This is a genomic window from Amycolatopsis azurea DSM 43854, assembly GCF_001995215.1.
GTDB lineage: Bacteria > Actinomycetota > Actinomycetes > Mycobacteriales > Pseudonocardiaceae > Amycolatopsis > Amycolatopsis azurea.
The window spans coordinates 167869-190032 of record NZ_MUXN01000026.1; the positions used below are offsets into that span (position 1 = coordinate 167869).

At 69.8% G+C, this 22164-nt stretch carries 14 protein-coding genes, 1 pseudogene and 1 riboswitch; of the genes and pseudogenes, 7 read left to right on the forward strand and 8 right to left on the reverse strand.

The window, feature by feature from the left end; all coding sequences use genetic code 11:
- Positions 1-163 precede the first annotated feature (163 nt).
- Positions 164-2335, reverse strand: a complete 2172-nt coding sequence (gene helR / locus B0293_RS34725; RefSeq protein WP_005162689.1) for an RNA polymerase recycling motor ATPase HelR — start codon at positions 2333-2335, stop codon at positions 164-166.
- 433 nt (positions 2336-2768) lie between these two features.
- The gene (locus B0293_RS34730; protein ID WP_005162691.1) at positions 2769-6440 is read right to left on the reverse strand and encodes an nSTAND1 domain-containing NTPase; all 3672 of its coding nucleotides are present in this window, start codon (positions 6438-6440) and stop codon (positions 2769-2771) included.
- 93 nt (positions 6441-6533) lie between these two features.
- Here B0293_RS34730 and B0293_RS34735 point away from each other — a divergent pair, with 93 nt between their 5' ends.
- On the forward strand, positions 6534-7163 hold the full coding sequence (locus tag B0293_RS34735; protein ID WP_245192018.1) for a LuxR C-terminal-related transcriptional regulator: 630 nt from the start codon (positions 6534-6536) through the stop codon (positions 7161-7163).
- Here B0293_RS34735 and B0293_RS34740 read toward each other — a convergent pair.
- The 3 genes from B0293_RS34740 to B0293_RS34750 are packed head-to-tail and all read right to left on the reverse strand — an operon-like array spanning position 7154 to position 10364.
- A complete protein-coding gene (locus B0293_RS34740; protein ID WP_005162696.1) occupies positions 7154-8659 on the reverse strand; it encodes a precorrin-2 C(20)-methyltransferase in 1506 nt (501 codons plus the stop codon). The genes B0293_RS34735 and B0293_RS34740 overlap by 10 nt on opposite strands.
- Positions 8656-9279: a precorrin-8X methylmutase gene (locus B0293_RS34745; protein ID WP_005162698.1), complete on the reverse strand. Its 624-nt coding sequence runs from the start codon at positions 9277-9279 to the stop codon at positions 8656-8658. The genes B0293_RS34740 and B0293_RS34745 overlap by 4 nt, the downstream gene beginning before the upstream one ends.
- The gene (locus B0293_RS34750; protein WP_005162699.1) at positions 9276-10364 is read right to left on the reverse strand and encodes a cobalamin biosynthesis protein CobG; all 1089 of its coding nucleotides are present in this window, start codon (positions 10362-10364) and stop codon (positions 9276-9278) included. The genes B0293_RS34745 and B0293_RS34750 overlap by 4 nt, the downstream gene beginning before the upstream one ends.
- Positions 10365-10462: 98 nt before the next feature.
- Between B0293_RS34750 and B0293_RS34755 the strand changes: the two genes are divergently transcribed.
- The 3 genes from B0293_RS34755 to B0293_RS34765 are packed head-to-tail and all read left to right on the forward strand — an operon-like array spanning position 10463 to position 12468.
- Positions 10463-11371: an ABC transporter ATP-binding protein gene (locus tag B0293_RS34755; RefSeq protein ID WP_005162700.1), complete on the forward strand. Its 909-nt coding sequence runs from the start codon at positions 10463-10465 to the stop codon at positions 11369-11371.
- Entirely contained in the window at positions 11368-12219 is an 852-nt protein-coding gene (locus B0293_RS34760; protein WP_005162701.1) for an ABC transporter permease, read from the forward strand. Before B0293_RS34755 ends, B0293_RS34760 begins: the two co-directional genes overlap by 4 nt.
- A gap of 3 nt (positions 12220-12222) precedes the next feature.
- Positions 12223-12468 carry a helix-turn-helix transcriptional regulator gene (locus tag B0293_RS34765; protein ID WP_005162705.1) on the forward strand — a complete coding sequence of 82 codons (246 nt, stop codon included), beginning with the start codon at positions 12223-12225 and terminating at the stop codon, positions 12466-12468.
- Between the two features lie 155 nt (positions 12469-12623).
- Here B0293_RS34765 and B0293_RS34770 read toward each other — a convergent pair.
- Positions 12624-13367 (reverse strand): annotated as a pseudogene (locus B0293_RS34770) (IS5 family transposase).
- 192 nt (positions 13368-13559) lie between these two features.
- Here B0293_RS34770 and B0293_RS34780 point away from each other — a divergent pair.
- The gene (locus tag B0293_RS34780) at positions 13560-14813 is read left to right on the forward strand and encodes an HNH endonuclease signature motif containing protein (RefSeq protein WP_077241464.1); all 1254 of its coding nucleotides are present in this window, start codon (positions 13560-13562) and stop codon (positions 14811-14813) included.
- Positions 14814-14879: 66 nt separating this feature from the next.
- Here the strand turns inward: B0293_RS34780 and B0293_RS34785 are convergent, their stop codons facing one another.
- A complete protein-coding gene (locus B0293_RS34785) occupies positions 14880-15287 on the reverse strand; it encodes a hypothetical protein (protein ID WP_052014631.1) in 408 nt (135 codons plus the stop codon).
- A 132-nt stretch (positions 15288-15419) separates the two neighbouring features.
- A riboswitch (cobalamin riboswitch) is annotated at positions 15420-15534 on the forward strand.
- A gap of 53 nt (positions 15535-15587) precedes the next feature.
- Here B0293_RS34785 and cobN point away from each other — a divergent pair.
- Positions 15588-19169 carry a cobaltochelatase subunit CobN gene (cobN, locus tag B0293_RS34790; RefSeq protein ID WP_005168095.1) on the forward strand — a complete coding sequence of 1194 codons (3582 nt, stop codon included), beginning with the start codon at positions 15588-15590 and terminating at the stop codon, positions 19167-19169.
- A gap of 201 nt (positions 19170-19370) precedes the next feature.
- Here the strand turns inward: cobN and B0293_RS34795 are convergent, their stop codons facing one another.
- On the reverse strand, positions 19371-20459 hold the full coding sequence (locus B0293_RS34795; RefSeq protein WP_005168093.1) for a dihydrofolate reductase family protein: 1089 nt from the start codon (positions 20457-20459) through the stop codon (positions 19371-19373).
- 117 nt (positions 20460-20576) lie between these two features.
- On the opposite strand from B0293_RS34795, the gene B0293_RS34800 reads away from it, so the two are divergent.
- Complete coding sequence (locus B0293_RS34800) at positions 20577-22142, forward strand: ATP-binding cassette domain-containing protein (protein WP_005168092.1); 1566 nt, start codon at positions 20577-20579, stop codon at positions 22140-22142.
- Positions 22143-22164: the final 22 nt, after the last annotated feature.

A 22164-nucleotide genomic window follows, 5' to 3' on the forward strand; every position in this document is an offset into this window, starting at 1 on the left:
CCGAAAGGGCCCTTCACCGCGTGCGATGCGGTGAAGGGCCCTTTCAGCTCTCTCTAGAAGCCGTGCTCCCGGTCGCAGCGGGCGAGAGCGCTCGGTGTCACTCAGGGTGAGGGGTGTGCCGCGGGTCCGGCGTCGCGCAGAGTCACTTCTCCGCCCTTGCCGCTCACGAAAGGCCCGCCAGCGCGGGCGGCAGCGGAGCCTCGTGCAGGACGCCGAGCCGCTGCGTAGCGCGGGTGAGCGCCACGTACAGCTCAGCCGCGCCTCGCGGGCCGTCGGCCAGGATCCGTTCCGGGTCCACGACGAGGACGGCGTCGAACTCGAGCCCCTTCGTCTCCGAGGCGGGCACGGTGCCCGGCACTCCCGGCGGTCCGATCACGACGCTGGTGCCTTCGCGCCCGGCCTCGTCCTTGACGAACTCCTCGATGGCGCCGGCCAGCGATTCCGCCGAAACCTGTCGCGCCCACGGCTCGACACCGTTGGACCGCACCGACTCCGGCGCCCGGACGTCCGGCGCGAATTCGGCGAGCACCGAGGCGGCGACGGCCATGATCTCCGACGGCGTGCGGTAGTTCACCGTCAGCGACCGGTAGACCCAGCGGCCCGGCACGTACGGCGCCAGCATCGCGTCCCACGACCGCGCCCCTGCCTCGGAACGACGCTGCGCCAGATCCCCGACGACGGTGAAGGACCGGTTGGGACACCGCCGCATCAGCACCCGCCAGTCCATTTCGGACAGTTCCTGCGCCTCGTCGACCACGACGTGCCGGTACGTCCAGTCCCGGTCCGCCGAGGCGCGCTCGACGAGGCTGCGCGTATCGGTCTCGACGAAACGATCGGCGAGTTCGTCCGCGAACAGGAGGTTCTCCGCGGACAGCATGACGTCCTCGTCCATCTCCTCGCGGTCGAGTTTCATCGTGTCCAGCACACCTTCGGCGTACTCGGCCTCGGCCTTCTTCTCCCGCGCGAGGGCCTTCTCCGCCGCCTGGTCGGCCCTCTTGTCGCGGCCGAGCAGGTCGACGAGTTCGTCGAGCAGCGGCATGTCCGACACCGTCCAGGCCTCGCCGTCGGCGCGCAGCAACGCCTGGTCGGCGCCCGCGGCCGTCAGCCGTTCCGAGGACGAGAACAGCGTCCCCAGCAGGCTTTCGGGCGTCAGGATCGGCCAGAGGTCGTCGAGCGCGGCGGTGAACTTCTCGCTCTCGGCCAGTTCCTTGAGCAGGTCCTTCCGCAGCCGCTCCCATTCGTCTCGGTCGTCCCGTGACAGCCAGCCGCGCCCGATCCGCGCGATCGCCCGCTCGGTCAGGACGTAGGTGACGATCTCGGTGAACGTCACCCGCGCTTCGTTGTGCGGCAGACCGCTCTTGCGCGCCTCGTCCCTGGCCCATTCCGCGGTCTCGGCGTCGATCCGGACGGTGACGTCGGCCAGCTCGATCAGCACTGGCTCCTCCGGCAGCCGCTGACGGTCGGCGACGGCGGCTTTGAGGACGTCCAGCATCTTCAGCGACCCCTTGAGCCGCGTCGCCTCCGGGCCGTCCTCGGCGGTGACGTGCTTGCCGGGCACGAAATCGCCGGTGGTCATGAACACCACGTCGGTCTCGCCCAGCGACGGCAGCACCCGGCCGATGTGGTGCAGGAAGGCCGGATTCGGCCCGACCACCAGCACGCCGTGACGCTCCATCCGTTCGCGCTGCGTGTAGAGCAGGTACGCGACGCGGTGCAGCGCCACCACGGTCTTCCCGGTACCCGGCCCGCCCTCGATCACGAGCACCCCGGGATGCTCGTGCCGGATGATCTCGTCCTGTTCGGACTGAATCGTCGCGACGATGTCGCGCATCCCCTCGCCGCGCGGCGCGTTGACGGCCGCGAGCAGCGCCGCGTCACCCTCCGCGTCGCCGCCGGGACGGCCGAACACCTCGTCGGTGAATCCGAGCAGCTCACGTCCGTGCGTGTGGAACTGACGGCGACGGCGCATCTTCTCCGGCGTCGCGGCGGTCGCGGTGTAGAACGGGCGCGCCGCCGGTGCCCGCCAGTCGAGCAGCACCGGTTCGTAGTCGTTCTCCTCGTCGAAGAGACCGATGCGGCCGATATGGGAGGTCTCCCCCGCGAGGCTGTCCAGCCTGCCGAAGCACAGGCCGTTGTCCACGACGTCCAGCCGCCGCGACTCCCTGCCCAGCGCGCGCACCTCGACGTCGCGTTCCATGGCCGTCCCGCCGGTTCCCCCCAGCGCGGCCTGGAACTCCCCCTTCACCCGCGCGCGTTCGGCGTCCAGGCGCGCGTAGAGCCCGGCGACGTGGTCGCGTTCGGACCGGAGCTCTTCTTCATGACCCTGAGTTGACACAGACTCCCTTTTCGCCAGGTTTCGGCTACGGCGAGTGAGTCTGAAGCATGACCGGGGTCTTGTGGCAAGTCCCCCTATGCGCTATATGTTTATTACGGAGGGAGTTACCTTCGTCCGCATCTTGGCTGATCTGGCCTCTATACCCACGGAATCAGCTTCCGCCTGACGCGATCCGAACCGCCGGCGGGCCAGTTCCGACCTGGGTGTCCACAAGTGTAGATGTCTCGTGCGCCTCGCCTGGGACGCTCACTGTCTCGAGCGTCGCGCTCGCGACGTCGTCCATAGCCCCGCGACTACGACACGTTTGCCTTGCTGAGGGGTCGAGTCTTTACGATGTCCCCAATGCCACATTGGGGACACTGAGCGTCTCCAATGTGGCATTGGGGACATCAACACCGGGGACAAAGTACCCGAATCGGTCACCGATGGCAGGTCATGGACCGCACGACGGCGCGTAGTCGAGCCCCGGAAAGTACCTCTCCCACTCTTCCCGCGTGATCCTCGGAGTCGCCAGCCGGCAGATCTCCTCGCCCACGCGATCCGTGTCCGTCTGCCACAGCTGGACGCCGCTGCTCCCGATCGCGAGCGTATGCCCGTCGTCCCGGAACGCCAGCGAGTTGACCGTCGCGGCGAAGCCGGTGAGCTGCGCCGATTCGACCGGATTCCGCGGATCGGCCAGGTCCCAGACCCGCACCGTCCGGAACGCCGAAGCCGCCAGTTCCCGTCCGGTCGGGCCGAACGCGAGGTGCCCGACGCCTTCGGGATTGCCGCCCAGTTTCGCCAGCCGCACGGCGTGCGCGCGATCGGCGATGTCCCAGAGGTAGACGTTGCGGTCGCTGCTGCCCGCGGCGATCGTGTGGCCGTCGGGGCTGAGCGCCATCTTGAACAACGCGCCGCCGTCGGGCCGCAGGGTCGACACGAGGCCGGGGCGTTGAGGGTCGGTGACGTCCCACAGCGTCACCGCGGACGCGTCGAGACCCTGACTGGCCACGAGTGTCCGCCCGTCGGGAGTGAACGCGAGCGACCACACCGTGCCGTCGCCGACCGGCAGGACCCGCGGTGCGGCGAACCGCGTGGGATCGCCGACGTCCCACAGCTGGATCGGCCCGTCGTCGTGACCGGAGGCGAAGGTCTTGCCGTCCGGGCTGAACGCGAGCGAGTACGTGGGTTTCACCTCGGTCGACGCCAGCAGTCTCGGCGCCGCCGGATCGCTGATGTCCCAGCGCTGAAGCACGAACGTCCCGGCGACGCCGGCGCCGTCGTGCGCGGCCAGCGCGAGGCTGCGCCGGTCCGGGCTCAGTGCGACGGCGGTGACGGTGGCCGGGCCGGGGAGTTTCGCGAGCTGTCTCGGGGCGCGGAGGTCGTCCATCGCCCAGAGCCGCACGTCGTCCCCCGCCGTGACGAGGATCCGCCCCTGCTCGGTGAACAGGCCCGCGTTCCAGCCCGCGCTCGACGCCAGCGCCAGTTCACCGACGTCCTGCAGCCGGACGGTCCGGTCGGCGCTGGTGGACACGATCGTCTTGCCGTCCGGGGAGAACGCCGCCCACCAGATCGCGTTCGTGTGCCCGGACAGCGGCGGCAGTTCCTTCGCCGGGCCCGTGACGTCCCAGAGACGCACGGCCTGGTCGTCGCCCGCGGTCACCACGAGCCTGCCGCTCGGGCTGAACCCCGCCGCCCAGACCACGGCCGGGGTGTTCAACGTCGTCAGCGGGCGCGGCACCGCCGGATCCGCGACGTCCCAGAGCTTCGCCGTGCGGTCCCAGCTGGTGGTGAGCAGCCGTTTGCCGTCCGGGCTCCACGACGGGGTGAGCTGCAGGTCCTGGTGTCCGGAAAGGACGGACCGCTTCCGCGGGGCGGACGGCGTGGTGACGTCCCAGAGTTCCGCCGTCCAGTTCGTGTTGGTGACCGCGAGCAGCTTGCCGTCCGGGCTGAAGACCGCACGTTCGAGCTGCTCGGCCGGGATCCCGCCCAGCGGTTTCGGCGCGCCGAGATCGGCGACGTCGGTGAGCCGGACGGTGCGGTCGGCGGAACCGGTGACGAGAGCGCGGCCGTCGGGGCTGAAGTCGACGGAGAGCAGGGTGTCCTGATGGCCGGTGACGTCGGCCTTCCGCACCGGACGCCGCGGCTCGGTCAGGTCCCAGAGCCGGACCGCGTGATCCCGGGTCGTGGTCGCCAAAGCTCGTCCGTCGCGGCTGAACGCGAGCGGTCCGCGGATCTCCCCTGAACCGGGCAACGTCGACAGGAGCGCAGGCCGCCGCGAGTCGGCGATGGACCACACCTGGGTCGCGCGGTAGGAGTCGGAGGTGATCATGAGCTGCCCGCTCAGCACGATCGTCACGTCACCCGGGTCGAAGGTCATCCTGGTGGCGAAGGGCGCCGCCATGGACGCGAGCAGGCCGTCATGGGTCTCCTGGATCGGCGCGAGCCGGTACGCGGCGAGGCTGAGCTGCGTCGACAGCGCCGGATTCGACTCCCGCAACGTCTTCGCGTCGACGACGGCCTTGCGCGCGAGCGCGACGTTCCGCTCATCGGTCGCGGTGTTCTCGGCATCGACGGCGTACACGATGGCCACGGCCGCCAGGATCAGCAGCACGTGAAGGAGCGCGACAAGTCTTCGCAGCCTCCGCGTCCGTTTGCGGCCGACGGCGGTCTCCTCGGCTTCGGCGTCGAGCCCCGCCTCCAGGAACCGCCGCTCTCGCGCGCTCAACGCGTCCGGCTCCCGGACCGCCCATTCGGCCGCGAGACCCAGTCGTGTGCCGCGATAGAGGCTGCCCTTGTCGCGGTCCAGCGACTCCCACAAGTCGGTCGCCTCGGCCAGCTGTCGGTGCAGCCGGTGTCCTTCGCGGTCCTCCGCGAGCCAGTCGCGCAGCCGGGGCCAGCTGCGGATCAAGGCCTCGTGCGCGATCTCCACGCCGTCGCGGTCGAGGACGAGCAGACGTGCGTCGGCGAGGCGTTCGAGGACCTCCGTGGTCGCCGGATCGTCGTCGAGTTCGCGCCGGTTGAGACGGCGCTTCGTGTCTTCGGTGCCTTCGCCGAGCGCGGTGAGCCGCAGGAAGATCTGCCGGACGACGCTCTGCCTGTCCGGCTCCAGGTCCGTGTAGACGGCCTCCGCGGTCTGCGCGATCGCGTTCAGGATCCCGCCCGCCGCCTCGTACGCCGCGCTGGTCAGCGTGATCCCCTGGCGCCGGCGCCAGGTCTCCAGCAGCGCGTGCGAAACGAGCGGGAGCATCGCGGGCTGGCCGGTGGCGTCGGCGACGAGCGTGGTGACCAGCGCCGCCTCGACCCGGCAGCCCGCTCGGACGGCGGGTTCGACGATCGCGGTCCGGAGTTCGTCCGCGGTCATCGGGCCGACCATCACCTGCGCGTCGGTCAGCGCCTCGACCAGCCCGGCGTGACGGCAGAGGTGACCGTAGAAGTCCGCGCGGACGCCGAGCACGACCCGGGTCCCGTGGTCGTCGCCCGCGAGCGCGAGCAGCGTGTCGACGAACTTCTCCCGTTCGGTCTGGTCCCGGCAGAGCGTGTAGACCTCCTCGAACTGGTCGACGATCAGCAGCCGCCCCTCTGCGTCGAGGTCCTCTTCGAGCGGATGCTCGCCAGGCGTGCGAAGGACGACAGGGCGTTCGCTCGCCGCCGCCAGTCCGGCCCGCAGGACGGACGACTTCCCCGATCCGGACGCGCCGAAGACGCCGACGAGCCGTCGTTCCGCGAGCTTGCCGGTCAGCTCGGCGACCAGGCGCTCGCGGCCGAAGAACCGGGCGGCGTCGGAGGTCTGGAATGCGGCCAGCCCCAGGTACGGGAGTTCAGCGGCCTCACGGTCGGCACGGTCTTCGGAGGCCGCGGCGAGCCCGGCGGCGACCGCGCGCCAGCGTTCCTCCCAAGCCACGAAGTCGCCACCGCACGCGGTGACGTACGCGGTCGTGACCGCGAGCCCCGGCAGTTTCCGGCCGCCCGCCGCATCGGACAGCGCGGCGGCCGAGTAGCCCGCGCGGGTCGAAAGCTCGCGGTACGTCGGCCCTCCGGCCTTCTCTCGAAGCAGCCGGAGATCCGCCGCGAACCGCACGACGACGTCGTCGCCCGGCCCCAGCGGGCGCTCGCGTCTCGGCACCAGGCCCCCTGATCGTCGAAGCGTTATCGAAGGGACATTGTTCACCGAAAACGGCCGGACACTGTACAAAAGTTCTGCGCTACAACCGATGGCGTGCCGATTCGAACCCCTGCGGTGAGCGTGGTCTTCGCCGGTGTCCCCGAGCCGCCCGAGTCTTCGGAGCTGGAGGTGGTCGCCTACACCCCCGACGCACGCGAAGCGCTCTGGCACGCCACCGTGCTGCGTCCGGACGTCCTCGTCCTGTCCGTTCACCCGCCCGCGCTCGACGGGCTCGCCGTGACGCGCGAAGTGACTTCCCGCGTACCGGGAACCGCCGTGCTCGCGCTGACCCCGCCCGGCGACGGCGATCTCGTGGTCGCCGCGATGCTCGCGGGCGCCCGCGGCGTGCTGTCCCGGACCGCGGGCCACGACGACCTGGTCCGGTTCGTCCGCGGGGTCGCGGCGGGCGCGGTCGTGTTCGGCGAACGCGCGGCGGACCGGCTTTACGGCCTGCTGGCCGCGTCCGAGCCGATCCGGGTGTTCCCGCGGCTGACCTCACGCGAGCACGAGGTGCTCGACCTCCTGGCGGGCGGGCTGGTGATCGCGCAGGTGGCGCGGCGGCTGGGGCTCGCCCCCAAGACCGTGCGCAACGTCATCTCGTCGATTCACGCGAAGGTCGGCACGGACGACCGCGAGATACTGCTCGGCCAGGCCCGGAACGCCGGGCTCGGCCGTCACTCGTAGCTGCGAGGCGTCCAGACGACACCGCTCTCGGCACGGGTCTTCGACGAACCCACGATCAGCAGGCAGCGCATGTCCACTTCCGCGGGATCCATGGTGCCGAGGGTGACGACGCGGATGTCCTCCTCGGGACCGCCGACGTCGCGGGCGACGACCACCGGGGTCTCCGGCGCGCGGTGCCGCAGCAGGACTTCGCGGGCCTGCGCGAGCTGCGTGGTCCGCGTGCGGGACGCCGGGTTGTACAGCGCGAGCACGAGATCCGCCGCGCCCGCCGCGTCGAGCCGTCGTTCGATGATCTCCCACGGCTTGAGCCGGTCGGACAGCGAAAGCACGCAGTAGTCGTGGCCCAGCGGCGCGCCGACCCGGGACGCGGCCGCCTGCGCGGCGGTCACCCCCGGCACGATCCGCACCCGTGTGCCCGCGCCGTGCCCGGCGGCGACCTGCTCCAGCACGGCCGACGCCATCGCGAACACCCCGGGATCACCCGAGGAGACCACCGCGACCTTGGCGCCGTTCGCGGCCAGTTCCAGCGCTTCGACGGCGCGTTCGGCCTCGACCCGGTTGCCGGACGCGTGCCGCTGCTGGCCCGCGCGCTGCGGGACCCGCGCGACGTAGGGGCCGTAGCCGACGACGTGCTCCGCCGCGGCCAGTTCCTCGGTCGCTTCGGGCGTCAGCCAGCCAGGGCCCGCCGGGCCGAGGCCGACGACCACGACCTCACCGCCGGTGTGCGTTTCCTGCTTCCGAGGGACTTCGGGTTCGTCGGCGAGCCGGGACGCGTACGCCGGGCTGGGCAGCAGCGCCAGCGAGAAGTACGGCACCGACTCCGGGTCGACGTCGGCGAACGGCTCGACACGCTGCGCCTGCCAGGTCGCGCGTTCGACGTAGAAGGCGTCGTCCAACTTCCCGGCCTCGGCCAGCGCCTCGCGGACGTTGCCGAACGTGCGGCCGAGTTTGAGCACCGCCGCGGCCTGCGTGTCGGCCAGGCGCCGCGCGAGCTCCGGCGCGGGCAGGGTGCCCGGCAGGATGGTGAGGACCTCGTCGCGCTGCACCAGCGGACGCCCGAGCACCGACGACGCCGCGCTGACCGACGTCACGCCGGGCACCACTGTCGCCTCGTAGCGGTCGGCGAGCCGCTCGTGCATGTACATGTAGGAGCCGTAGAAGAACGGGTCGCCTTCACAGAGCACCACCACGTCGCGTCCGGCGTCGAGATGTTCGGCGAGCCGCTTCGCGCTCAGCTCGTAGAAATCGGCGATGGCGCCTTCGTAGCCGCCGGGGTGATCGGTGGTCTCGGTCGTGACCGGGTAGACCAGCTTCTCTTCGAGCTGGCCGTCCCGCAGGTACGGCTCGGCGACCGAACGCGCGATGCTCCGGCCGTGCCGTGCGGAGTGATAGGCGATGACGTCGGCCTCGCCGATCAGCCGCGCGGCCTTGACCGTCATCAGTTCCGGGTCGCCGGGTCCGAGCCCGACACCCCAGAGTTTCCCGAGCCCGCTCATTCGACCTCACTCGCCATCGCGTTGATCGCGGCGACGGCCATCGCGCTGCCGCCGCGTCGTCCGTGCACCACCAGGTACGGCGCGGGTGCCCGCTCCACGAGTTCCACTTTGGACTCGGTGGCGCCGACGAAACCCACCGGGACACCGATGATCGCCGCCGGGGCACCGACCCCCTCGTCGAGCAGTTCCAGCAGGCGGAACAACGCGGTGGGCGCGTTGCCGATCGCCACCACGGAACCGGGCAGCTTGTCGCGCCACAGTTCCAGCGCGGCCGCGGACCGGGTGGTGCCCATCCGCTCGGCCAGCCCCGGCACCTTCGGGTCGGACAGCGTGCACAGCACCTCGTTGGCGGCAGGCAAACGTTTGCGGGTCACGCCGGAGGCGATCATGTTGGCGTCGCACAGGATCGGCGCGCCCGCCTCCAGCGCGGCGCGACCGGACTCCACGACGTCCAGGCTGTAGCGGATGTCGTCGACCAGGTCGACCATCCCGCAGGCGTGGATCATCCGCACGGCCAGCACCGCGACGTCGTCGGGGAGGATCGCGAGATCCGCCTCCTCGCGGATGGTGGCGAACGAATGCCGGTAGATCTCGGCCCCGTCCCGGATGTAGTCGATCACTCTGTTCCCTTCTTCGCCAACGTCGCCAACGTCTCCGCCAGCTCGCCGACCGGGACGAACGCCCCGTCGACCAGATAACCGTCCTCCGTCGCGAGCACGTCGACGTGCTCGTGCGCGGGTTTTCCACAGCGCCGTCCACAACCGGCGAAATGGGCTCTCGGGGCCCGGCCGACCCGTGCCGCGTCGGCCCGGACGTCGGCCAGCGACTTCGCGCAGCCCGGCCGTCCGATGCAGGCGCTGATCCCGAGCGACGGCGCGTCCGGATCGGCGACCAGTCCCGTGTCCGCCTCCAGCGGGCCGAGGACCAGGATCGACCGCCATGGGGTGACCACGGCGTTCCCGGCCCTCGCGATCGCGCGCGCTTGAGCCGAGGTCAGGCGGCCGAAGACCGGGGCGACGGCGATCGCTTCACCGATCGGCCCGATGGGCAGGCCGGGATTCACGTCGAACCTCTGTGGCTCCCGGTTTTCGCCTGGCATGTCCTTGACCAGCGGTTTCGTGTCGGCGAGTTCGCTGATCCGCCAGGCCGTGCCTTTGATGCGGAGGAACGCGCGCGCGACCGAGATGAGCGCGTCGACGGCGTGCTCGGCGGGGACGCGCAGGCCGGTGTCGTCGCCGGCGAGCAGTATCGCGCCGTCGCGCCAGCAGACGTCGGCGCCTTCTCCCGCGACGTCACCCTGGCCGCCGTCAAGCGCGAAGAGGAAGCGTCCTGGGAGTTCGGCCAGCTCGGGTTCGGCACACAGGGCCTTGTCGAGCGCCGAAGCGAGTTCCTGGGAGACGTCGCTCAGCGGCGAAGCGAGGATGTTGCGTACGCGTTCATGCGACGGCGAGGGCAGCAGTCCTGCCTTCGCGAGCCTGTCCGCGAGACCGGGACGGGTGACGCCGCGCAGCTGGATGTTGCCGCGCGAAGTGAGGTGGAGAGCGCCGTCGCCGAGGTCGTCGGCGGCGTCCGCGAGGGCCAGGAGCCTGTCCGCGGTGATGGCGCCGCCGGGCAGCCGGACCCGGGCGAGCGGACCGTCCGCGGCGTCGTGCGTGGCGAAAACACCGGGGCACGCGTCGGCTCGGACACGTGCGCTCGTGGACATGCGCTCACTGTAGATGGCCCCTCTTCGGGAGAGTAATGGTCGGATCGAATGTAGTAGGTGTGCTACATTCGATCGCAGCACTGAGATGGGGGTGACCTATGAGAGATCCACACGACGTGATGATCTCCGTCCAAGATCTCCGGATGCGGTACGGGACGAACGACGTCCTCCACGGCGTGGACTTCACCGCGCACCGCGGCGAGGTGATCTGCCTGCTGGGGCCGAACGGCGCGGGCAAGACCACGACGATCGAGATCCTCGAAGGCTTCCGGATGCGGTCGGAGGGCGAGGTCAGCGTGCTGGGCATCGACCCCGCGCACGCGGACGAAGACTGGAGGGCGCGGCTGGGGGTCGTCCTCCAGTCCTGGCGGGACCACGCGAAGTGGCGCGTCCGGGAACTGCTGGAGCACCTGGGCGGCTACTACGCGCCGTACTCCACCGATCGCATCAGGCGGCCGTGGGATCCGGACGAGCTGATCGCCGCGGTCGGGCTGACGGCGCACGCGGACAAGCGGGTCCGCATGCTCTCTGGCGGGCAGCGGCGCCGTCTCGACGTCGCGATCGGCATCGTCGGCCGTCCGGAACTGCTGTTCCTCGACGAGCCGACCGCCGGGCTGGACCCGGAGGCGCGGCGCGAGTTCCACGAACTCGTGCACCGGCTGACCGATGACGACGACACGACGATCCTGCTCACCACGCACGACCTCGACGAGGCCGAGAAGCTGGCCGACCGGATCCTGATCCTGAACCACGGCCGGATCGTGGCCGACGGTTCGGCCGACGCGCTGAGCAGGCAGATCGCCGGCGAGGCCGAGGTGCGCTGGACGCTGGACGGACAGCGGTTCGTCCACTCGACGACGGAATCGACGAAGTACGTGCACGAACTGTTCAAACAGCACGGCGAGGCCATCGGCGACCTGGAGGTCCGGCGGGCGTCGCTCGAAGACACGTACATGACCCTGGTCCGCAAGGCCGAGACGCCGCTCGTGGAGGTGGGTGCGCGATGAACCCGGTTCAGCACAGTGTCCGGATGGGCGTCAAACGAGGCTGGCTCGAGACGCTGCAAATGATGACCAACCGGGAAGACCTGTTCAACACGTTCATCTTCCCGGCGATCTTCATCGTCGTCATGTTCTTCATGCGCGACGCGAAACTGCCGGGGATGGAGTTCTCGCTCGGCGCCGCGACCGTGCCGAGCGTGCTGGGCGCGGGCATCGTGTTCAGCGGCATGCTCGGGATGGCGGGCGTCCTGGCCGTCGAACGCGAGGACGGCACGCTCCTGCGCGCCAAGGCCACGCCGAACGGCATGGTCGGCTACCTCGTCGGCAAGGTCGTCACGGTCTCCATCAACACCGTCATCGGGATGCTGCTGGTGCTGATCCCGAGCCTCATCCTGTTCGACGGCATCGCCCCGGGCGGGCTGGCTTCCTGGCTGGGCCTGCTGTGGGTGCTGGTGCTCGGCCTGCTCGCCACCATGCCGCTCGGCGCGATCTTCGGCTCCCTGACCACCAACGCGCGCAGCATCGGCCTGATCATGCTGCCGACGCTGGGCATCGGCGCGATCTCCGGGATCTTCTACCCGATCACCGCGCTGCCGGAGTGGCTGCAAGGCATCGGCCAGGTGTTCCCGATGTACTGGCTCGGCCTCGGCATGCGGTCGGCCCTGCTGCCGGACTCGACGGTGATGATCGAGATCGGGCAGTCTTGGCGGCCATGGGAGACCCTCGGCGTGCTGACCGCGTGGGCCGTGATCGGATTGACCCTGGCCCCGGTGGTCCTGCGGCGCATGGCGCGACGCGAGTCCGGGTCCTCGGTGGCGGCACGACGGGAAAAGGCGATGCAGCGAATTGGCTAGCTCATGAGCGAGGTCGTTTACAACCGGATCGCGATGCTGCGGGCGGAACGGGGCATCTCCCGCCGCGAGCTCGCCGATGCGCTGGGCGTGCACTACCAGACCATCGGCTACCTCGAACGCGGCGAGTACAGCCCGAGCCTCTATCTCGCGTTGCGGATCGCGGAGTTCTTCGAGGTGGCGGTGGAGATCATCTTCTCCACCGCCCCTTTCCCGCGGATCGGCGATTCTTCGTCGGAGCGCTCGGCGTGACCCTGCTGGTCGCCGTTCTCCGGCGACCTCGCGATTAGAGGACTAAATGCGGTGAGTGTCCCGAGCGCCCCGCTCGGGACACTCACCGTCTCGAACGTGGCGCTCGGGACGGTCTCCCGTAACCACACCACGCTCGCGTGAAGCAATTAGGGGTCCTAACAGATTGAGTGGGCTTTGAGTCTGTGCCAGCAGATGATGGCGCAGCCGAGGGTGAGGAAAGGCTTCGTGGATGTCGTCGCGGATCTCCCATCGGATGCGTAGACGCCGGAACCAGTGCAGTAAAGGCGAAGGCGCCCTCGACGACCCAGCGATGGACACCGAGACCGGAGCCGTGCTCCTGGCCTCGGCGGGCGATGAGAGGCGTGATTCCCGCGGCGCGGACAAGCTTGCGGTACTTGTCGTGGTCGTAGGCGCGGTCGGCGTAGAGCCGTTGTGGCCGTCGGCGGGGCCGTCCACGGCGGCCCCGGACCGGCGGGATCGCGTGGATCAGCGGCATCAGCTGGGTGACGTCGTGCCGGTTCCCGCCGGTCAGGGTAGTCGCCAGCGGGATACCGGTGCCGTCGGTGATCACGTGGTGTTTCGATCCGGTACGGGCTCGATCTACCGGACTGGGCCCGGTTTTCGCCCCCCTTTTAACGCCCGCACATGCGATCCATCGACCGCCGCCTGTGACCAATCCAGCTGGCCCGCCGCGTGCAGCTCCGCCAGCAGGTCATGCCTGAGCCATACCCCAGCTCTTGCGGCAGGAACTCCCACGGGATCGCGGTATAGAGCACGAACATGATCCCGCACAACGCCTTACGGTCGTCCAACCGCTTACGCCCAGGATGCCGAAACCGACGCTCCACACGCGGCAACAACGGCTCGATCCGCTCCCACAGACCGTCATCGCCCCCCACGGACGCCGCCGCCCACCCAGCACACCTCTCACAGACGATCACCGAGACACGGCATCAAACCACACCCAAGATCATTCTGTTACGACCCCTTAGTCACCTAATTGCGAGGTCACTCGAAAGTGGCGAAGGAGCGGGTTTATGGTGACTTAAAATTACGAACATGTGTTCGATTTCTAGGCGTATTATGGAGGAGTGTCCGAGACCGTTCTTCCCGAGTTGCCGCAGGAGTTGTGGCGTGCCGGCAAGCTGGAGCTTGCGCATGGCGTGCAGCAGTTCTTGCAGGTGATGCGGGTGGCGTCCGCCGGGCTCGGGCAATTCCTGGCGGAGGTGGAGTCGCGGGGCGCGAAAGACCTGTATGGGTATGGGTCGACGGCGGCGTGGTTCGCCGATGTGGCGCGGTTGTCTCGGGGTGAGGCGGGGCCGATCGTGAAGCGGGCGATCGCGTTGAACCCCACCCGCGCTGTGGACGGCAGCGAGGTCCCGGCTGTCGCTCCCGCCACGGCCGCCGTGGCTGCCGAGGGTGTGATCGGTGAGCACCGTATCGAGCAGATCTTGGAGATTCTGAAGAAGATCCCGGCCGACACGTCCGTAGAGGATCGGGAGAGCGCGGAGAAGATCCTGGCCGATCTGGCTCGCGAGGCGGGTCCCCGGCAGCTGGCGGACGCGGAGGCGAACCTTCTCGCCTGGCTCGACCCCGACGGCAACGAACCCAAGGATCCAGAGCCGAAGCAGCCGCGTCGCGAGGTCACTCTGGAGCGCCGCAGGGACGGGTTCTGGAAGCTGACCGGGCTGCTCGATGACGAGCTGGGCGCCCGCACCGCCGCCGCCCTGGAGGCGTACGCGAAACCTCGCCCGGTGGACGAGTTCGGCCAGGCCGACCTGCGCATGAAATGCGAACGGCTGGGCGACGCGTGGGCCGAACTCCTCGACCTCGCCATCGCCTGCCCTGATCAACCCGGGACGAGCGGCTACAGGACTTTGGTACACGTCACCATCGGTCTCGAAGAGCTGAAGACCGGCATCGGGAAAGCCTGCCTCGACTTCGTCGGCAGCATGACCGCCCGCGAGGCCCGCATGGCCGCGTGCGACTGCCTCATGCTCCCGGTCGTGCTCAACGCCGCCGGAGAACCCCTCGACGTCGGACGGCTACGACGGTTCGTCACCCCAGGCCAGCGGCGGGCGCTCAACATCCGCGACCACGGCTGCGCGTTCCCCGGATGTCATCGAAGACCCAAGAACTGCCACGCCCACCACATTCACCACTGGGCAGACGGCGGACCCACCGACCTCCGCAACCTCGTCCTCCTCTGCGGCTTCCATCACCGCCTGATCCACCACGGCGACTGGCAAGTCCACATGGCCACCGACGGACTCCCGGAGTTCATCCCACCCCAGTACCTGGACCCGCTACGCAGATCCCGGCGCAACACCCTCCACCGCGCCTGACATCCCCTGCATGACCCGAGGAGCCCGCCACCCACACCGGCGACGGGCCCCTCGCCATGCCTGCGGCTAGATGAGCCGGTTGTACGAACCTCGGAAGTCGAAGAAGGTCAAGCCTTCGTGTCGCGCGTGGGACCGAATCTCGCCCGCCGTCCACGCATGGTCGCTGTAGTCGTCCGTCACGACACCACCATGCTCAAGCAGGGTCAGGACCAGCCGCCGCAGCTGCTCGGTTCCGTCGACCCGGCCGGACACTTCGATCTCTATCGCCCAGTCCGGGCGGTGACCGATCGTGACAGTCAAGTGCTCGACACCATCTGGTTCCCAGCCCTGATAGAGGTATTCGTCCTCAGACTCCAGCCAGCAGTACAGCACGCCCTCCACCAGCCAGGGCGCGTTCTGACCTGGCGAAAGCGCGTCAAGCACGGCGACGGTGCCGACCTGGTCCAGGTGGGGGTACACGAATACCGATCGCATACCCGCGAGTTTGTCCGAACACACCGTTCACGACCAGCGAAAATCCCGCCCCTCGCCGCCTGCCGGACACATCACCTTGACTCCCGCCGGACCGCACCGGAGAGTGAGCGGAGACCCACGCGACGGCAGAGGGAGGAACCCGGTGAGAGTCCGGGGCGGTCCCGCCACTGTCACCCCTCCGAACCGAAGGACCGAAAGGACCGAAAGGACCGAAAGGACCGGACCGAAGAGGGGAAGCCAGGAACTCCGGCCGTCGCGACCGCACGACCCGGGGCGCGGACACCCCGAGTGAGGACTGCCGTGATCCTGCTTCTGTCCACTTCGGACACCGACCTGCTCAGCGCACGCGCCAGCGAGGCCGACTACCGGCTGGCCAATCCCGCCCGGCTGGACCTGGCCGAGCTGCCCGCCCTGCTCGATGGCGCCCGGATCGTCGTCGTCCGGATCCTCGGATCCGAGCGGAGCTGGCAGGAGGGGCTCGACACGGTCCGCGCGAGCGGCGCGCACGTGGTGGTCCTCGGCGGCGAACAGACACCGGACGCGCAGCTCATGAAGCTGTCCACGGTCCCGGCGGGCACCGCGGCGGAGGCGCACGCGTACCTCGCGCAGGGCGGCCCGGCCAACCTCACCCAGCTGCACCGGTTCCTGAGCGACACGCTCCTGCTCACGGGTGACGGCTTCGAACCGCCCGCCGTGCAGCCGCTGTGGGGTGTCCTCGAACGCGAGCCCAAGACCACCAAGGGCCCGGTCATCGCGATCCTCTACTACCGCGCGCATCACCTGTCCGGGAACACCGAGTTCGTCCACGCCCTCTCCGACGCCATCGAGGACGCCGGGGGCCGCGCGCTCCCGATCCACTGCGCGTCCCTGCGCACCCGCGAGCCGGAGATGATGGCCGAGCTGGCCAAGGCCGACGCGCTTCTGGTCACCGTGCTCGCCGCGGGCGGCACGAAGCCGTCGGAGGTCGGCGCCGGCGGGGACGACGAGGCGTGGGACGTCGCCGAGATGGCCGCGCTCGACATCCCGATCCTCCAGGCGCTCTGCCTCACCAGCGACCGTGAGACCTGGTCCGCCAACGACGACGGTCTCTCCCCGCTCGACGCGGGCAACCAGATGGCCGTCCCCGAGTTCGACGGCCGCCTCATCACCGTCCCGTTCTCGTTCAAGGAGATCGACGACGACGGCCTCCCGAAGTACGTGCCGGACGCCGAGCGCGCGTCGCGGGTCGCCAAGATCGCGCTCGCCCACGCCAGGCTGCGGCACACGCCGCCGCAGGAGCGCCGGATCGCGCTGATGCTGTCCGCGTACCCGACGAAGCACTCCCGCGTCGGCAACGCCGTCGGCCTCGACACGCCCGCGTCCGCGATCGAGCTGTTGCGCCGCATGCGTGACCAGGGCTACGACCTCGGCGAGGACCCGTTCCCCGGCGTCGAGCCCACGGGCACCGACCAGCCGGACGGCGACGCGCTGATCCACGCGCTCATCGCCGCGGGCGGCCAGGATCCGGAGTGGCTCACCGAAGAACAGCTCTCCGGCAACCCGATCCGTGTCCCGGCCGACAAGTACCGCGCGTGGTTCGCCGAACTGCCCGCGGAACTCCGCGAGGGCATGGAGGAGCACTGGGGCCCCGCACCCGGTGAGCTGTACGTCGACAACGGCGACATCGTCCTGGCGTCCTTGCAGTCCGGCAACGTCGTCCTGATGATCCAGCCGCCGCGCGGGTTCGGCGAGAACCCGGTGGCGATCTACCACAACCCGGACCTCCCGCCGAGCCACCACTATCTCGCCGCGTACCGCTGGCTGGAGGAGGAGTTCGGCGCGCACGCCGTCGTCCACCTCGGCAAACACGGTTCGCTGGAATGGCTTCCCGGCAAGACCGCGGGCCTCTCGGACTCCTGCGCGCCGGACGCCGTCCTCGGCAACCTGCCGCTGATCTACCCGTTCCTGATCAACGACCCTGGCGAGGGCGCGCAGGCGAAACGGCGCGCGCACGCCACGATCGTCGACCATCTGATCCCGCCGATGGCCCGCGCCGAGAGCTACGGCGACATGGCCCGCCTGGAACAGCTTCTCGACGAGCACGCCAACATCGCCGCGATGGACCCGGCGAAGCTGCCCGCGGTCCGAGCGCAGATCTGGACGCTGATCCAGGCCGCGAAACTGGACCACGACCTCGGTGTCGAGGAACGCCCGCACGACGCGGAGTTCGACGATTTCCTGCTGCACATCGACGGCTGGCTGTGCGAGGTCAAGGACGCCCAGATCCGGGACGGCCTGCACATCCTCGGTGCCGCGCCGGAAGGCGAGGCGCGGATCAACCTCGTGCTCGCGATGCTGCGCGCCCAGCAGATGTGGGGCGGCAAACAGGGCGCCGTACCCGGTCTGCGTTCCGCGTTGGGCCTCAAGGAGAACAGCGACGCCCCACTGTCCGAAGTGGACGCCATCGAGCAGACCGCACGCTCACTCGTCGAGGCGATGGAGGCCCGTGACTGGTCCCCCGCCGCCGTCGCCGAGGTCGTCGCCGAAGTGCCGGAACACCAGGAAGTCGCCCGCGTGCTGACCTTCGCCGCCACCGAGATCGTCCCGCGCCTGGCGGGCACCGGCGCCGAGATCGACGCCGTGCTCCACGCGCTCGACGGCGGCTACATCCCAGCGGGCCCCAGCGGTTCGCCACTGCGCGGCCTGATCAACGTGCTGCCGACCGGCCGCAACTTCTACACCGTCGACCCGAAGGCCATCCCGAGCCGTCTCGCTTGGGAGACCGGGCAGGCACTCGCCGACTCGCTTCTCCGCCGCTACAAGGAGGACACCGGCGACTGGCCGCGTTCGGTCGGCCTCTCGGTCTGGGGCACGTCGGCCATGCGCACGTCGGGTGACGACGCCGCGGAGGTCCTGGCGCTGCTGGGCGTCCAGCCGGTCTGGGACGAGGCGTCGCGGCGGGTCACCGGGATCGAGGCCATCCCGCTCGCCGAACTCGGGCGCCCGCGCGTCGACGTCACCGTGCGGATCAGCGGGTTCTTCCGCGACGCCTTCCCGCACGTGATCACGCTGCTGGACGACGCCGTGCGCCTCGTCGCGAACCTGGACGAACCGGACGAGCAGAACTTCGTACGCGCTCACACCCGCGCCGATCTGGCCGCGCACGGTGACGAACGCCGTGCCACCACGCGGATCTTCGGCTCCAAGCCCGGTGCGTACGGGGCGGGACTGCTGCCGCTGATGGATTCCGGGAACTGGCGCGACGACAAGGATCTCGCCGAGGTCTACGCGGTCTGGGGCGGGTTCGCCTACGGCCGCGACCTCGACGGCAGGCCGGCGCGCGAGGACATGGAGAACTCGTACAAGCGGATCGTGGTCGCGGCCAAGAACACCGACACCCGCGAGCACGACATCGCCGACTCCGACGACTACTTCCAGTACCACGGCGGGATGATCGCCACGGTCCGCGCGCTGACCGGCACCGCGCCCGCGTCCTATGTCGGCGACAGCACCACGCCGGACGCGGTCCGCACCCGCACCCTCGGCGAGGAGACCGCCCGCGTCTTCCGGGCCCGGGTGATCAACCCGCGCTGGCTCGCGGCGATGCGCAAGCACGGCTACAAGGGCGCCTTCGAGCTGGCGGCGACGGTCGACTACCTCTTCGGGTTCGACGCCACCGCCGGGGTGGTCGGCGACTGGATGTACGAGAAGCTCAGCGAGTCCTACGTGCTCGACGAGGTCAACCAGGAGTTCCTGCGCCAGGCCAACCCGTGGGCGTTGCGCGGCATCATCGAGCGCTTGAACGAGGCGGCCGATCGGGGGCTGTGGGCGGAGCCGGACGCCGACCTTTTGGCTCAGCTGCGCGAGGTCTACTTATCGCTGGAGGGGGACCTCGAGTCCTGACATCACTCGGTGGAGCGGTGTCATGGCACTCCCGGCGGTACCACTGTCGTATGCGCAGAACTTAGCGTGACAAGGGCGGTGGGATGACAACGATCGGGAGGACAGCGATGATCAAGCGTCTGTTGAAGGTCGTGCTTCGCCACGGTTGCTGCTCGGCTTGCACCGGTCAGGGGTGCGGCTGCTGCGACGCCTGCAAGTAGGTCACGGACGGACACCCGCGATGTGAGTGTTCGCGCGGCGGACGTCGGCGGCGAGGGCTGGTACCTCGATCACCCGGCGTCCGGCCGCCTCCAGCGTCTCGGCGCCGACGCAGTCGACGAACACCGACGGCTCGCGCCAGGCGAAGACGACGCGCGGGATACCGGCGTCGAGGATGAGCTCGGTGCAGCTTCGCGGATGTGACGTCCGCGAGCTGCACGGCTCCAGCGACGTGTACATCGTCGCTTCCGCCAGCCTCTGGTCCCCGGGTTCGAGCTTGGCCAGCGCGGCTTCTTCGGCGTGGTCGGCGGGATCACCGTCGCCCGAGTAGCCGGTGGAGATCACCTCGCCGTGGGCGTCGGTGATGACCGCGCCGACGCGGAAAGTCCGTGGCGGGCAGTTCTCGGCCAAGGCGATGGCTTCGCGCAACCGCAGAATGTCCACTTCGGACGGTTCCGGTGTCGCGTGGTACTCCAGTACGGCGATGTCGCCCAGGCGGGTGCTAACGGCGAGCGTGAGCCCGCGCGGGAAAGCGCCCGGACCGGTGAACCGGGGCGCTCGCGGGTCACCGACGAAGAACGGCGCGACGGCCAGGTGCAGTTCGTCGACCAGCCCTTCGGTGAGGAACTGCGTGTGGATCGCACCGCCGCCTTCGACCATCAGCCGCCGGACGCCCCGCGCGTGGAGGTCGGCCAGCATTCCGCGCAGATCCGTCAGCTCGACGACGGTCGCCTTCACCCCGGTGACGACACCGGGCGGGGCGTAGACCAGCTTCTCCGCGTCCCCGACGGTGAAGAACAGCGCCGTCGGGTCGAGCGACCCGCTCCGGGTGAGCGTGACCTTGATCGGCTGTTCCGGACGGCCCGCCGCGACCCGTCCGGCGACCAGCTCCGGCGAGCGGACCAGCAGCCGGGGATTGTCCGCGCGGACCGTGTTCGCGCCGACGAGGATCGCGTCCGACGCGGCGCGCAGCCCGTCCACCCTGGCCCAGTCGTCCTCGTTGGACAGCACCAGCCGGGTGTCAGTCGCGTCGTCGAGGTAGCCGTCCAGCGAGACCGCGGCGGACAACAGGACGTGGGGTCGTTCGATCACGTCCGCCAGTATGCCCCGCTAAATCGGTCGCATCGCGGACGCGCGCGGGCTAGGGTGGCCCGATGATCTTGTGAGACGAACCTGCGCCCTCATCCCACCTCCTTCGCAGGGAGTCTCATGTCTTCTTCCTTGACGCTTTCCGACGTCTCCTTCACCTGGCCGGACGGCGTTCCGGTGTTCGAGCGCCTCTCGCTCACCATCGGCACGGGCCGCACCGGCCTGGTCGGCACCAACGGATCCGGCAAGTCCACGCTGCTCAGGCTGCTCGCCGGACGACTGCGAGCCACCACGGGCTCGGTGACCGCGCCCGGCGAACTCGGCTACCTGCCCCAGAACCTCGTCCTCGACACCGATCGCCGGGTCGACGACGTCCTGGGCGTCACCGCGGTCCGCGCGGCGATCAAGGCCGTCGAGAGCGGCACGGCCACCGAGGAGCACTTCGCCACCATCGGCGACAACTGGGACGTCGAGGAACGCACTCGCGCGATCCTCGACCGGCTCGGCCTGGACGCCGTCCGGCTGGACCAGCGTGCGGGCGAGCTGTCCGGCGGCGAACTCACGCTGCTCGGGCTGGCGGCCCTGCTCCTGCGCCGTCCCGCCGCGCTGCTGCTCGACGAGCCGACGAACAACCTCGACCTGCGGGCACGCGAACTCGTGCACCGCGAGGTGGCGGCCTGGGGCGGGATCCTCGTGGTCGTCTCCCACGATCGCGAGCTGCTCCGGCTGGTCGACCGGATCGCCGAGGTCCGGGACCACGAGGTCACCCTGTACGGCGGCGACCTCGCGGCTTACGAACACGCCGTCGAAGTCGCCCAGGAGGCCGCGCGGCGGCACCTGCGCGCCGCGGAATCCGACGTCAAGCGCCAGAAACGGGAGCTGATCGAAGCCGGGATCAAACTCGCCCGGCGGGCCCGGTACGGCCAGAAGATGTGGGACCAGAAGCGGGAACCCAAGGTGCGGATGCGCAAACGCCAGGAGGACGCGCAGATCGCCGCGGGCAAGCACCGGAACCTGCACGCCGGCAGGCTGGACGACGCCGTCGAAGCGCTGAAGGCCGCCGAGGACCTGGTGCGTGAGGACGCCGAGATCCGCGTCGAACTCCCGGAAACCACGGTCCCGCGCGGAACCGACGTGCTCCGGATCGACGCCGTGCCCCGGTTCGGCCCGCCGGTGAACCTGCACGTCATGGGCCCCGAACGGATCGCGCTCGTCGGCCCGAACGGGTCGGGGAAGACCACCCTGCTGCGGACGATCACCGGCGAACTCCCGCCGAAGTCGGGCGAAGCGGAGCTGTTCGTCCCCGCCAGGCTGCTCCCCCAGCGGCTCGACATCCTCGACGACACGCTGTCCATTGTGGACAACGTGCGCCTGGTCGCGCCGTCGCTCACGGACAACGAGATCCGCGCGCGGCTGGCCCGGTTCCTGTTCCGGGGAACGACGGCCGACCGCGAGGTGGCGTCGCTGTCCGGCGGGGAACGGTTCCGGGCGGCGCTGGCGACCCTGCTGCTGACCGAGCCCACACCTCGGCTGCTGTTGCTCGACGAGCCGACGAACAACCTCGACCTGGCGAGCGTGCGGCGGCTCACCGAGGCGTTGCGGGCCTACCGGGGCGCGCTGATCGTGGCGAGCCACGACCGGCCGTTCCTGAAGGACATCGGCGTCACCAGGTGGCTGGAGCTGTGAACAGGTAACGCGGGTGGCGCCG